Raw genomic sequence first — 13,011 nt, forward strand, 5'->3', positions numbered from 1 at the left:
CGAAGGAATAACTCCGCTCGACTTGCATGTATTAGGCACGCCGCCAGCGTTCGTCCTGAGCCAGGATCAAACTCTCCATAAAAGTGGTAAGCCCGAAGGCTTGGCCATTTTAAGAAATCGCTTGTTAGCTCATTCAAAAAACTAGCTTTGCGAAACGTTAGTTTCGCCATTTATGACCATTTGACTGGTCGCTCATTGTTCAGTTTTCAAAGAACAAATTCCGTTGTTCATTCGCCCGTGTCTCAGCGGCGACTTGATTAATATATCACACGCTTTATAAACAATGCAAGGGTTTTTTTGATTTTTTTATCCACATGTTCATAACACCTTGAAAAACCGTTGATATCAGCGGTATGTACGCATATTCAGGGCATATCGGGACAGCTCTTTCGGGGAGGCAATACGAGCATACATGCGGAAAATGACCTTATAGCGTTTGGCAATCGCGTTTTTAATATCGCCGTCTAACCGGGAATCGTTCAAATCGAGCAGCATTTCGTCGAGTTCTTTGCGTAGGACGTAGTCGAGTTCTTTACATTCTTTGTCGTTGAACAGAATTCCGAGCATATCCGTTAGTGGCCCCCTTCAAATAATCAGCCGGAAAATATCGGCCAACATGAAGAAACTGCTAATACCGCCTGAAAACGGCACAATTACTTCATATTATCCAAATTTCAGCAAATCGAAACGAATTTTCGCGCTCTGAAATTTAGAAAAAGCGGCGCCTATCGCATGTCACGATAAACGCCGCTTTATTGTTATGCTCAAATAATTGGAAATTTATTACTAACTAAGCAACCAAACTGTTACCGTGCTCTCAATAACTGCCGCAACAATCAACATAAACACAATTAAAACCATCACCGGCAGCGTCCGCATCACGAACAGCTCAAGCTCTTGCCCCCAGCCTTTACGCTTCGTAAAGACTGTTCCAAGCCCCTGCAGCATCATTCTGCCAAACCGCAAACCATATGCACAAGCAATTATGATTGCCGCGATCTCGATGATACCGTGTGGCAGCAGCCCTTTAAACACCATTGTAAATACGGCTTCATTCCCCTGCTCCGCTGTCTTGTGAACCAAGTAACCGAGCAGCATGCCATTAATCGCTAAGAACGCAATGGGTACGATCCCGAACAGCGAACCTACATACATGACCAGTATGGCTTTAATCGCATTATTGAAGAAAATAAACAGCATTAAGAATAAAGTCGGATGAGAGCTCGAATCAATATTTTCCGCAACACCCTTCAGTCCGCTAAGCTGACTGTTGATAAAGGAGTCTAAAGCCGGGTTAGTTGCACCTACCACGATGCCGGCTAGCAGAAAAATCGTGCTGAACGCGATGTAATGCCGCATCGTCTGCAAATGTCGAAGGATTTCTCTTGGCGAAAACATAAGTAGGCGTCACCTCTTTGGGCTGTTTTTGGGATAACACGAATAAGTTGTTGGTACGAGCATAGATTGTACTAGAACAAGCCCTTATTGGAGAGGAGTGCAATTGTAATGAATATGTTTTATGTGATGAATGGACGGAAACTAAAGCGTTACTTTCTAGTCACCGTAGGTATTTTGTTTGCTGCAGGCGTTATTTACGCGGAGAAAGACAACATTACTGTGTTTGCTCCCAATCAGCCTGCGGCCATCTACAGCGTTCCGACAGATAAGAAGGTTATTGCCCTGACGTTTGACATCAGCTGGGGAGATAAACGTACGGAGCCGATCCTTGAAGTATTGAAGGAGAAAGGTGTGAAGAACGTCACTTTCTTCCTCTCATCGCCTTGGAGTCAAACCCACCCCGATATCGTCAAGAAGATCGTCGACGGCGGTTATGAAATCGGCAGTCATGGTCACAAGCATGACAACTACAGCACGTTCAGTGATGAAGAAATTCGCAGCCAGATCGAGACCGCTCAAACGATTTTGACCCAAGTTACCGGTAAGACACCAAGCCTGATCCGTATGCCTAATGGGGATTTTGACAAACGCGTCCTTCGTATTGCCGAGCAAATGAACTACAAAGTCATTCAATGGGATACCGATTCGCTCGACTGGATGAATATCGGCACGGACAAAATCATCAATCGTGTGGTCAGTAAAGCACATCCCGGGGATATCATTCTGATGCATGCCAGCGATTCCGTGAAGCAAACCCATGAAGCACTGCCTGCCATTATCGAACAGCTGCGCTCCAAGGGTTATGAATTTGTGACGGTATCGGAATTAATCGCCCAAACGGAGCTTCAAGGCAAAACGGTACAAGATAAAACAGCGATGTTCGAGCAGCTTGATGCTTCAGCCGAACAATAATAGCAGCTTATACAGCCGGTTTCGCATTTGATGCGGAATCGGTTGTTTGTTGTTTGCGCACCAGTTTGTGCAGCCACAAGATTTGGTAGGCATTACATACGAACATTGGGATGATCATAAATATCATTGCCGTTACATTGCTTTCTTCGCCTCTAAGGCTTGGCCATGCTTCGAGCAGTGTAACTACAACTTGTAGGAACATCGTCGGTATGAATGCATTATTGTTCGTTAGTTTGGCTTTGTAATACGCTACTGCCCATGATGCCAGTCCAAGTCCAATCGGCAGCACCCAGAAAATCCAATTGTTATAGAGCTTCACGCGATCCTGGTAAAGCAAGTAGCCGATGCCGCCAAGTGCAAACAACGTCGTGTACGCCTGAAGTGCGTTCCACATGTAATTTCTGCGGATGACGCTAAGTGCGATGTAATTCAAGGTCATGTAAGCAAAGAAGCCCATTTGACTGAATGCGCCGAAAAGCAGACCGACAAGTGCCATCATGGCTGCATTAAAGCCTGCAGCCGAAAGGCCCATGAAGCCAAATGAAGCATCGGTCCATTGCATGATACTTCCGACAACAATGGTCACAACACCGCCAACGGCCATCGTACTCCAAAATAAGAAAAACAATTTGCGCAAGTTCACTATTTTCCACTCCTACAGGTTTGTTGAGATTGATGAATTCGGTATGTTTCAGGCGTTAATCGCCAGCGTTTCCGAATATGCCGAAACTATCCTTCATTTTACCATGTCCCATACAAAAAGCCATGCCGCTTCCATGATAATACGATGAACATTGTCGCATACTAAACACACCAACAGTTGCTTTTTCAGAAGGGAGACACTGACAGCATGGTTAAACGAATTACATGGCTTGGTGCCCTCATTGTCCTGACTTTCAGCCTGTCAAGCTGCGGTACGCAGCAATCCAGCGCATCGAGTGAGCCCATCAGCTATAAAGACATGAAGTCTATGGTAATTGACATACTCAAAACCGAAGACGCGCAAAAAGCGCTCCAGGAATCGGCTTCCGCCACAAGCGGCAACAACGGCTCCAGCCTCCGTTCATTGTCCGTGCAGGATCAAGAGCAGGTTCGACTGGCAGTTAAGGAAACGTTGGTCGCGCCGGAGTACAGCAAGGTAATTGAGAAGTTGATGACCGATCCTCGTTTTGCAGGAGAATTCGCGAAAGCCGTAAATAAGCAAAATAAGCAAATTCATAAGGATTTGCTGAAGGACCCTACGTACCAGAAGGATCTCATTCAAGTGATGAAGAGTCCGGAAATGGATAAAATGATTCTTGAAGTGCTGCAAAGCACCCAATACCGGAAACAAACCATGTCGCTCATGCAGGAATCGATGCAAAATCCTCTGTTCCGTCTTGAAATTCTGGATCTGCTCAAGAAGGCTGTTCAAGAGGAGCTTAAGCCTAAGCCGGACGAGAAGGTTACGAAAGAAAAAGAAGGCAGCGATAAAGGCGGCGGTGAGGGCGAAGGTGGCGGCGAAGGAGAAGGCGGCGGTGAAGGTGAAGGCGGCGGCGAAGGTGACAGCGGTATGAGTGATCAAGGCGGTTGATGACTGGATGATTGGATGACTAAAAAGCCGGTATTCTCACACGATTGGGTGTGGAATACCGGCTTTTTGTAAGTGAACGATTAGATTACGCTTCGCATTTCGCAATGACGCGGTCGGCGATGTCTAGGTAAATGCGGCCATTGTCCGTATCGGCTTTGTATACCGATGGTGCGAAATCCGGCTCGGACGGATGGTTGTCCGGCGCGCCAAGCGGGATTTGGGCGAGCAGTTCGGCATTCAGCGATTCAGCCAGCCTTGCGCCGCCTCCGCGTCCGAATACATATTCATGCTCTCCATCCTTGCTTATAAAGTAGGACATGTTCTCGACGATACCGATAATTTCATGTTCGGTCTTAATGGCCATCGCCCCTGCGCGTGCAGCAACAAACGCAGCTGTCGCGTGCGGCGTCGTGACGATGATTTCTTTACTTTGCGGAATCAACTGATGCACATCAAGCGCAACGTCGCCTGTTCCCGGCGGCAGATCAAGCAGCAAGTAATCCAGCTCGCCCCACTCGATCTCCGCGAAGAAATTGCGGAGCATCTTACCCAGCATCGGCCCACGCCATACGATTGGCGCATTGTCTTCTACGAAGAAGCCCATCGACATGACGCGTACGCCGAATTTCTCGATCGGGATAACGCGCTCATTCACGATCTGCGGACGATCCTCGATGCCCATCATATCGGGCACGCTAAAGCCGTAAATGTCCGCGTCGATGATCCCGACGCGTTTGCCCTTGCGGGCTAAGGCGACCGCGAGATTGACGGTCACCGTGGATTTGCCGACGCCGCCCTTGCCGCTGGCGACGGCGATGAACTGCACTCCGCTGCTGCTGCTCAGCAGCGGATGTGCCTCCAGCCCGGCCCCGTGGCCACGTACGGGGGCGGAGGCTGCAGCCTGCGGCTGCGCTGCCGCGGGCGCGGGCTTCGCTGCCGCAGGAGCGCCTTCGCCGGTGCGAAACCGGAAGTGCGCGGTTTCGGCCCCGGCGGCGGCAAGCGCTGCTCGCAGCGCAGCCTCGAGCGCGCGTTCAGCGCTCGCGCTTGCCCCAAGGACCGTCATGGATACGTGACGGTCCTCCTTAACCATCACATCGCGGAAGGTAATCGCACCTTCCGCCATATATGGGGCCGCCGCAGACTCAGCGGCCGCTAAAGCTTCTATGCGGGTCAACATGTTTATCCGTCTCCTCTTGTTCTTGAATGAATGCATATAACAACGTGTAAGTATGTACTCGCTCCATTATAACAAGACCAAGACCCTGTTCCAAGCCGCGCTTATTGGGGATCATTCGGTTCCGTGCTTGAAGCTGCTCCCCATTTCTCACCGGCAGTAAAGCGAAGAACACCTTGATAGATGGAAGCCGCAACCTTCTTCTGGTACTCGGCATCTGCAAGCCGTGCTGCCTCTCCCGGGTTGGATAAGAAACCGACTTCTACTAAGGCGCTCGGTACTTCATCCATAGCCTTAAGCAGATAAACCGTGTTTACAGTAGCAGCCACTCGCTCGGTATTCGCCAGATTGCGCCGAATTTCATCTTGGATCAGAGAGGCAAGAACCGCATTCTCCGGCAGATTCGGATAAAAGAACGTCTGTGCACCTGACCAACGCGGGGACGGGATACTGTTCATATGAATGCTGAGCAACATAGCAGCGTTCTTATCTTTTACAAATTTGGCGCGGTTCACTAAGTCCTGTGTCTTACGCTTGCTTATCTTCGACGTGCCTTCCTCAGCCAGATCGTAATCCCCTTCTCGTGTCATAACCACGATCGCGCCGGCTTGCTGCAAATAATCCCTCAGTTGCAAAGCGATGGCCAAATTCAAATCCTTCTCCACCATCCCTTGCTTGCTGACCGCTCCGCCATCAACGCCGCCGTGACCTGCATCTATGGCGATCACCTTACCGGATAAAGGCAGTGTCCAATACGTCCAGGTGCGTGTGGCAGGCACCTCCTGCGTGAGCAGAATCACAGTTAGTATGACCGCCACCACGCCAAGGGAAATGCGAACAGCACCGCGATACGTGATCCAGATGACGAAACGTTTCCGAACTCCGCGCATACAAAAGCCACCCCAATCTCCATCCGATGATCGTGCACAGGAGTCTGTCCTGTACTCTTTATCATCCTATGGGACGAGGTGGCTTGTTATGCTTTGAACAGCTGCCTATTAATTAACCGGCTGTTCAGACATGCCTTCAATAAGAATTTTGGCGACTTCCGGACGCGAGAATTCCGGCGGCGGGCAAACGCCATCACGCAGCAATGCGCGAACTTTCGTTCCCGATAACGTCAGATGACTCTCTTTGTCATGCGGGCAAGTTTTGCTCGATGCCATATTGCCGCATTTCGTGCAGAAGAAGCTGTGTTCGAAATAAAGTGGAATGATGCCAAGTTCATCTGCTGTAAAGGAACGTAGCAGATCCTGAGCTTCATACGTACCGTAGTAGTCGCCTACACCAGCGTGGTCACGGCCAACGATGAAGTGTGTGCAGCCGTAGTTTTTGCGAACCATAGCATGGAAGATCGCTTCACGAGGACCCGCATAACGCATAGCTGCAGGGAATACGCCAAGGAATGTCCGATCAGCCGGATAGTAGTTCTCAAGCAATGCGATGTAGCTCTTCATCCGAACATTTGCAGGTACATCATCCGATTTGGTTTCGCCTACAAGGGGGTTCAGGAACAACGCATCTACGATTTCCATTGCACACTTCTGAATGTACTCATGTGCACGGTGAACCGGGTTACGCGTTTGGAAGCCGACAATTGTACGCCATCCTTTCTCCGCGAAGATCCGTCTAGTCTCAGAAGGATCAAAATAGAACTCATTGAACTTCTCAGGCACCGGACGGTTAAGAACCGTAATCGGTCCGCCAACATACGTATTAGGACGGCTGTAGGTTTTGGCAACACCAGGGTGCTCGATGTCATCTGTCTTATACACATTTAATGCCTCATGCTTCTGATCAACGCTGTAGATGCTTTCGATATCAATAACGCCATAAACAATACCGTCTTCGCCTACAAGTGCTGCACGCTGGCCTGTAGAGAGCTCAGAAGCTTTCGCCTCTTCTACTGCCAGTGTAATTGGAATGCTCCATACCGTGCCGTCTGCAAGGCGCATACGTTCAACTACCGAGCGATAGTCAGCTTCATTCAAGAAACCGGTAAGCGGCGAGAATGCACCGACTCCGATCAGATCCAAATCCGATACTGCCCATGTGTTAACAATGATGACCGGTAATGCTGCCGCTTCTGCCAGCAGCGCATCGCGCTCAGCTCCGCTTGCGACTCGGTTGATGAGTACGCCGCCATGTGGCTTAATGCTGCTCATGCTCTGAAAGCCCCCTCTTATTTATGCAATCCGCATTCTGTTTTTTCCTGACCCGACCAACGGCCTGCACGTGGATCCTCACCAGGCATTACCTGACGCGTGCAGTGCTCACATCCGATACTCGGATAGTGATTGTCGTGAAGCGGATTGTAGTACACATTGTTCGTGCGGATATAATCCCAAACATCTTCAGAAGTCCAGTTCGCAATTGGATTGAATTTCACTAATCCGAACTTTGTATCGTATTCAATCTTCTTCGCGTTCGCACGTGTAGGAGCTTGGTCACGGCGAATACCTGTAATCCACGCTTCATATTTGGATAGAATTTGCGTCAAAGGCTGTACTTTACGGATATCACAGCATTGGTTCGCAGCGCTCTTCCAAAGCTCTTCACCAAATTGAGCAGCTTGCTCTTCGGGAGTGATCATAGGCTTCACTTCAACAAAGTTAAGGTTGTAGATATCCGCCATTTTGTCGCGTGTTTCGTAGGTTTCTTTAAAGTGGAAGTCCGTATCCAGATAGAAAATATCCGTTTTCGGGCTGATTTTTTGCAGCATATCGACAAGTACGACATCTTCCGCGCCAAAGCTGCAGGCAAAGGTAATGTTCGGGAAAGTTTCTACCGCGAATTTAATAATCTCCTGCGGTGATGCTGTTTCCAATTCATCCGCTTTTTGCTTGATCAGTGCTTCCTTTTCAAACAAGTTCATGGTGATGACCTCCATATTCAAATTCCTAGTAAACTAATCTACATTAAATTATACGTCGATTGTTCCATTTGTTCAATATTTTTAAATGATATCCGGAATATGAAAAAAATGCCTTCTCTGCAAGCAGAGAAGGCATTTCCGTAAGTCGATATTAACGTTTGGAGAATTGTGGCGCGCGACGTGCTGCTTTAAGACCGTATTTTTTACGCTCTTTCATACGTGGGTCACGAGTCAAGAATCCTGCACGCTTCAAAGCTGGACGGAATTCCGGATCTGCTTTAAGCAGAGCACGGGAGATACCGTGACGGATAGCGCCGGCTTGACCGGAGATACCGCCGCCGTGTGCGATAACCAAGATATCGTATTTGCCTGCAGTCTCAGTAAGAGCAAGCGGTTGTTTAACGATCAGCTTCAGTGTTTCCAGACCGAAGTAATCATTCAAGTCACGTTTGTTAATAATGATTCGTCCTTCACCCGGCACGAGACGTACACGTGCTACAGAGTGTTTACGACGACCGGTTCCATAGTATTGAACTTGTGCCATGAAACTGTCCTCCCTCTATTTACCCGCGAAGTTCGTAAACTTCTGGATTTTGTGCTTGATGTGGATGTTCTGGTCCGGCATAAACTTTGAGCTTCATCTTCATTTTATCGCCAAGACGATTTTTTGGAAGCATGCCGTAGATAGCTTGCTCCAATACTAGCTCTGGTTTGTTCTTGATCATGTCCTGAGCCGGAGTTACTTTAAGTCCGCCTTGGTACATGGAGTGACGGTAGTACATTTTGTTTTGAAGTTTTTTACCAGTAAGGTGAATTTTCTCCGCGTTGATGACAACTACAAAGTCACCAGTATCAACGTGTGGAGTAAAAGTCGGTTTGTGCTTGCCGCGGATCAGGCTAGCAGCTTCGCTCGCTAAGCGACCAAGCGTTTTGCCTTCTGCGTCAATGACAAACCATTTGCGATCAACTTCGCTGGACTTTGCCATATAGGTAATGCGCATGGATGTTCCTCCTTGTTCATTCAAACATTGGTTCTAATTTATAATGTTACGGTACGTTAGAGATGAATGGTGGATCGACCAAAGGTCTACTCTAAGCCATCATCTGTAACCGGCTCGATTCCATTCAAAAATGCTATTGTTGGTTGGCGATCTCAGTCGGGGCTGTGGGAGAGCCACTAAGAAAGCACAAGTTATATTCTACAACATAGGATTAACAAGTGCAAGCTATTTGTTTAGGCATTATGCCCTCAGAGTACTGGTAATACTCGTCAATCGTCGTAGGAAACTTCCCAAAGCATCAGACCGTGAGCCATCGCTGTCGGTCCGGCTGCAGTCCGGTCCTTCGCAACAAGGATACGCTCAAAATCAGATACGGTCAGCTTCCCTTCCCCTACCCATAGTAAGGTGCCCACAATGATTCTCACCATATTATAGAGAAAGCCATCACCAGTCACAAATAGATCCAATTTCCCTTCACCTTGTTCGATTCTCGCCTCTAGGATCGTTCGCACATGTGTACGCTTCGTAGAACGCTTCGATGCAAAGGAAGTGAAATCATGCTTTCCAACCAATTTGGACAACGCTTCCCTCATCTCGGGCAAGCGAAGAGGCATGGGATAATGGAACCGGTAATCCCGTTCGAATACATCTGCAAACTTATTGGTGTCGATGGAGTAGCGATACGTTTTCCGTTTCGCGCTGTAGCTTGAATGAAAATCAAGCGGTACTTCATCGGCCTTTAAGATGGCGATGTCAACCGGCAATCGAGAGTTCAAGGCGAGCGCCCAGCGTCCGATCGGAATTGGCGAGGAGGTGATGAAATTAAACACCTGTCCCCTCGCATGCACACCTGCATCCGTTCTACCGGATGCCACGATATTCACTTTCTCACCAGTCAACACATGAATCGCTTGCACAAGCACGTCCTGCACCGTATTTCCGATGGGCTGCGTTTGAAAGCCATGATAATGCGTGCCTACATAGCTGACAACCATCCGTATGTTCTTCATCCCATATAGTCCCCCTTATGAACGGTATCAAGGGCAACAAAAAAAGGTGGCCGCAAGGTCCACCCTTTCCGAAAGAAACTTTCGCGGGCGCAAATATATGACGCCAGCCGTTTCTTCTTGCTACGCGCGATCCACCAGTTCCAAGTAAACCATAGGTGCCGCGTCACCGCGACGTGGTCCTAGTTTCAAAATACGCGTATATCCGCCCGGACGTTCCGAGTAACGGGTAGCCAGTTCGGAGAACAATTTTTGAATTGCATCTTGTTCACCAGCTACCAAAGACTCACGGCGAACGAAAGCTGCAACTTGACGACGAGCGTGCAGATCTCCACGTTTTGCAAGTGTGATTAGCTTCTCAGCGATTGGACGAAGCTCTTTTGCTTTCGCCTCAGTCGTTTGAATGCGCTCATACAAGAACAAGTCTGTAACGAGGTCACGGAACAATGCTTTCCGGGAGCTAGCGTCACGGCTCAATTTTGAATATGCCATCGATTTTCCCCTCCTTAAAACAGTCTATCGACCTTTAGTCTACGCTGCTTTTTATTCTTCCATGCGGAGGCCAAGACCCAGTTCTTCGAGCTTTTCTTGAACTTCTTCCAAAGACTTGCGTCCGAGGTTACGGACTTTCATCATGTCTTCTTCTGTTTTCGTGATCAGCTCTTGGACGGTGTTGATACCTGCACGTTTCAGACAGTTATAAGAACGTACCGAGAGATCGAGCTCTTCGATCGTCATCTCAAGTACTTTCTCTTTCTTGTCTTCTTCTTTTTCAACCATGATCTCAGCGTCTTTCGCTTCGTCAGTCAAACCAACGAACAGATCCAGATGCTCAGTCAAAATTTTGGCGCCGAGGCTTACAGCCTCTTCCGGACGAATGCTTCCGTCGGTCCAAACTTCAAGTGTGAGCTTATCGTAGTTAGTCACTTGACCAACGCGAGTGTTCTCAACCGAGTAGTTTACACGAGTAATCGGTGTGTAGATGGAATCAACAGGAATGACGCCAATTGGTTGGTCTTCCCGTTTATTCCGATCTGCTTGCACATAACCGCGTCCGCGATTAGCAAATACCCGCATGTGGAGCCGTGCACCGGAGGCCAGCGTCGCGATATGAAGATCAGGGCTTAAAATCTCGACATCGCTGTCTGCGCGAATATCGCCAGCCGTAACGTTGCCATCGCCTTCCGCATCAATCTCCAATACCTTCTCTTCGTCGGAATGGATTTTCAGCGAGAGGCCTTTGAGATTCAGGATGATTTCGGTAACGTCCTCCATCACACCTGGAACCGTAGAGAACTCGTGAAGTACACCATCGATTTGAACAGAGGTTACCGCTGCACCAGGCAGCGACGACAACAGGATTCGGCGAAGCGAATTCCCGAGCGTTGCTCCGTAGCCACGTTCAAGCGGTTCAACAACGAACCTTCCGTACGTGCCATCCTCGTTTAGTTCTACGGTTTCGATTTTCGGCTTTTCGATCTCAATCACAATAGTACCCTCCCTCAAAACGTCGCTCCGTTACCATTATCGCATAAGTAGTCAAATCATGTAGTATGGCAAACCTTCACAACCATTATTCACAAGTTGTAGTCATTTGATACCACAAATATTGACTATACGCGACGACGTTTTGGCGGGCGGCATCCGTTGTGCGGAACTGGAGTAACGTCTTTAATAAGGTTTACTTCCAGACCTGCTGCTTGTAGCGAACGAATCGCTGCTTCACGGCCTGCGCCAGGACCTTTAACCATTACTTCGACAGTTTTCATGCCGTGTTCCATTGCCGCTTTTGCTGCAGATTCAGCAGCCATTTGAGCTGCGAACGGCGTGCTCTTACGGGAACCTTTAAAGCCGAGGTTACCCGAGCTTGCCCAAGAAATCGCGTTTCCGTGCGGATCAGTAATCGTAACGATCGTATTATTGAATGTCGAGCGGATATGCGCTACGCCAGTATCAATATTTTTACGGTCACGACGTTTCGTACGAACCACTTTTTTTGGTTTAGCCATTTCGGTTATCCCTCCTTCTTATTTCTTCTTGTTCGCTACAGTCCGGCGAGGACCTTTACGCGTACGAGCATTTGTTTTCGTCCGTTGACCACGAACCGGAAGACCACGACGGTGACGAACACCGCGATAGCAGCCGATCTCGATCAGACGTTTGATGTTAAGCGAAATTTCACGACGAAGGTCGCCTTCTACTTTAACCGTTTTATCGATTGTTTCGCGAAGTTGGCTGACTTCATCTTCTGTCAGATCACGAACGCGTGTATTTTCGCTAATACCGGTTGTGCTAAGAATTTTATTGGCAGTCGTTCTGCCAATACCGAAGATGTATGTCAGAGCGATGACAACGCGTTTATCACGCGGTAAGTCTACACCAGAAATACGTGCCATGTATCGTTATCCCTCCTTATCCTTGTTTTTGTTTGTGTTTCGGATTTTCACAAATCACCATAACATTGCCTTTGCGGCGAATGACTTTACATTTCTCGCAAATCGGCTTGACCGATGGTCTAACCTTCATTGTGATTACCTCCCGAATTCTTTCGTCGGCAGGCCTTTAAGGCCTACTTCCGATAGGTAATGCGTCCTCTAGATAAATCATAAGGCGACAATTGAATGACTACTTTATCTCCTGTCAGAATGCGGATAAAATGCATTCTCAGTTTGCCCGATACGTGGGCGAGAATCTGGTGTCCATTCTCAAGTTCAACCTTGAACATGGCGTTAGGTAGTGGTTCGATGACCGTACCTTCGACTTCAATGACGTCTTCTTTGGCCATAGTCATTCTCCTTTCCCTTGCACAGCCTTCTGAATAGCATAACGCAGTTTAGCGTTAGTAACACGGCCGGTTTCCCGCATGCTGTCAGCCACTTCATGACTGACGACCGGTTGCATCAGAAGATGCAGTACGTTCTTCTTCTTCGATTGATCGAAGCGCCGCTTGTCTCCGTCAGCTACAAGGACGAAACGTTCATCCAGAACCTGAATGATGACGGCGTATGAGCCTCCGTCTTTTCCTTTAAGGACCTTAACTATACGGCCGATCTCCGGCATATGTTCCAATG

19 protein-coding genes and 1 rRNA gene are annotated in these 13,011 nt (G+C 48.4%); 2 read left to right on the forward strand and 18 right to left on the reverse strand.

Going from position 1 to position 13,011, the window contains the following annotated elements:
• The 3 genes from AC0YNS_RS30325 to AC0YNS_RS30335 form a co-directional block, all read right to left on the reverse strand.
• Window positions 1-82: ribosomal RNA gene (locus tag AC0YNS_RS30325) — 16S ribosomal RNA — on the reverse strand; the annotation flags it as partial.
• A 263-nt stretch (window positions 83-345) separates the two neighbouring features.
• On the reverse strand, window positions 346-567 hold the full coding sequence (locus tag AC0YNS_RS30330; protein ID WP_475784647.1) for a hypothetical protein: 222 nt from the start codon (window positions 565-567) through the stop codon (window positions 346-348).
• A gap of 219 nt (window positions 568-786) precedes the next feature.
• Window positions 787-1,398, reverse strand: a complete 612-nt coding sequence (locus tag AC0YNS_RS30335; protein WP_475784648.1) for a stage II sporulation protein M — start codon at window positions 1,396-1,398, stop codon at window positions 787-789.
• A gap of 108 nt (window positions 1,399-1,506) precedes the next feature.
• Here AC0YNS_RS30335 and pdaB point away from each other — a divergent pair, with 108 nt between their 5' ends.
• Entirely contained in the window at window positions 1,507-2,310 is an 804-nt protein-coding gene (pdaB, locus tag AC0YNS_RS30340) for a polysaccharide deacetylase family sporulation protein PdaB (RefSeq protein WP_090986276.1), read from the forward strand.
• Window positions 2,311-2,317: 7 nt separating this feature from the next.
• Here pdaB and AC0YNS_RS30345 read toward each other — a convergent pair whose 3' ends face one another.
• The gene (locus AC0YNS_RS30345; protein WP_475784649.1) at window positions 2,318-2,953 is read right to left on the reverse strand and encodes a KinB-signaling pathway activation protein; all 636 of its coding nucleotides are present in this window, start codon (window positions 2,951-2,953) and stop codon (window positions 2,318-2,320) included.
• A 207-nt stretch (window positions 2,954-3,160) separates the two neighbouring features.
• Here AC0YNS_RS30345 and gerD point away from each other — a divergent pair, with 207 nt between their 5' ends.
• Complete coding sequence (gerD, locus tag AC0YNS_RS30350) at window positions 3,161-3,883, forward strand: spore germination lipoprotein GerD (protein ID WP_475784650.1); 723 nt, start codon at window positions 3,161-3,163, stop codon at window positions 3,881-3,883.
• An 85-nt stretch (window positions 3,884-3,968) separates the two neighbouring features.
• On the opposite strand, the gene AC0YNS_RS30355 is transcribed toward gerD, so the two are convergent.
• From AC0YNS_RS30355 to AC0YNS_RS30420, 14 genes are all read right to left on the reverse strand, one after another.
• Window positions 3,969-5,060: a P-loop NTPase gene (locus AC0YNS_RS30355; protein WP_475784651.1), complete on the reverse strand. Its 1,092-nt coding sequence runs from the start codon at window positions 5,058-5,060 to the stop codon at window positions 3,969-3,971.
• Between the two features lie 101 nt (window positions 5,061-5,161).
• A complete protein-coding gene (gene cwlD / locus AC0YNS_RS30360) occupies window positions 5,162-5,947 on the reverse strand; it encodes an N-acetylmuramoyl-L-alanine amidase CwlD (protein WP_475784652.1) in 786 nt (261 codons plus the stop codon).
• 108 nt (window positions 5,948-6,055) lie between these two features.
• Entirely contained in the window at window positions 6,056-7,222 is a 1,167-nt protein-coding gene (gene sat / locus AC0YNS_RS30365; RefSeq protein ID WP_475784653.1) for a sulfate adenylyltransferase, read from the reverse strand.
• Between the two features lie 17 nt (window positions 7,223-7,239).
• The gene (locus AC0YNS_RS30370; protein WP_475784654.1) at window positions 7,240-7,932 is read right to left on the reverse strand and encodes a phosphoadenylyl-sulfate reductase; all 693 of its coding nucleotides are present in this window, start codon (window positions 7,930-7,932) and stop codon (window positions 7,240-7,242) included.
• A 151-nt stretch (window positions 7,933-8,083) separates the two neighbouring features.
• Entirely contained in the window at window positions 8,084-8,476 is a 393-nt protein-coding gene (gene rpsI / locus AC0YNS_RS30375) for a 30S ribosomal protein S9 (RefSeq protein WP_308636566.1), read from the reverse strand.
• A 19-nt stretch (window positions 8,477-8,495) separates the two neighbouring features.
• Window positions 8,496-8,933 (reverse strand): 50S ribosomal protein L13, encoded by a 438-nt coding sequence (rplM, locus tag AC0YNS_RS30380; RefSeq protein WP_090986290.1) that lies wholly within the window; start codon window positions 8,931-8,933, stop codon window positions 8,496-8,498.
• Between the two features lie 269 nt (window positions 8,934-9,202).
• On the reverse strand, window positions 9,203-9,943 hold the full coding sequence (truA, locus tag AC0YNS_RS30385; protein ID WP_475784655.1) for a tRNA pseudouridine(38-40) synthase TruA: 741 nt from the start codon (window positions 9,941-9,943) through the stop codon (window positions 9,203-9,205).
• A 120-nt stretch (window positions 9,944-10,063) separates the two neighbouring features.
• Window positions 10,064-10,432: a 50S ribosomal protein L17 gene (gene rplQ / locus AC0YNS_RS30390; protein WP_090583277.1), complete on the reverse strand. Its 369-nt coding sequence runs from the start codon at window positions 10,430-10,432 to the stop codon at window positions 10,064-10,066.
• 51 nt (window positions 10,433-10,483) lie between these two features.
• Entirely contained in the window at window positions 10,484-11,428 is a 945-nt protein-coding gene (locus AC0YNS_RS30395) for a DNA-directed RNA polymerase subunit alpha (protein WP_090986294.1), read from the reverse strand.
• Window positions 11,429-11,553: 125 nt separating this feature from the next.
• On the reverse strand, window positions 11,554-11,949 hold the full coding sequence (rpsK, locus tag AC0YNS_RS30400; RefSeq protein WP_090986296.1) for a 30S ribosomal protein S11: 396 nt from the start codon (window positions 11,947-11,949) through the stop codon (window positions 11,554-11,556).
• A gap of 18 nt (window positions 11,950-11,967) precedes the next feature.
• A complete protein-coding gene (gene rpsM, locus AC0YNS_RS30405; protein WP_475784656.1) occupies window positions 11,968-12,336 on the reverse strand; it encodes a 30S ribosomal protein S13 in 369 nt (122 codons plus the stop codon).
• A 16-nt stretch (window positions 12,337-12,352) separates the two neighbouring features.
• The gene (gene rpmJ / locus AC0YNS_RS30410; protein ID WP_003333770.1) at window positions 12,353-12,466 is read right to left on the reverse strand and encodes a 50S ribosomal protein L36; all 114 of its coding nucleotides are present in this window, start codon (window positions 12,464-12,466) and stop codon (window positions 12,353-12,355) included.
• A 43-nt stretch (window positions 12,467-12,509) separates the two neighbouring features.
• Window positions 12,510-12,725 (reverse strand): translation initiation factor IF-1, encoded by a 216-nt coding sequence (infA, locus tag AC0YNS_RS30415; protein WP_015847200.1) that lies wholly within the window; start codon window positions 12,723-12,725, stop codon window positions 12,510-12,512.
• A 2-nt stretch (window positions 12,726-12,727) separates the two neighbouring features.
• Complete coding sequence (locus AC0YNS_RS30420) at window positions 12,728-13,000, reverse strand: KOW domain-containing RNA-binding protein (RefSeq protein ID WP_090986392.1); 273 nt, start codon at window positions 12,998-13,000, stop codon at window positions 12,728-12,730.
• Between the last annotated feature and the right edge of the window lie 11 nt (window positions 13,001-13,011).

The sequence above is a fragment of the Paenibacillus sp. J22FR21 genome (assembly GCF_056269135.1).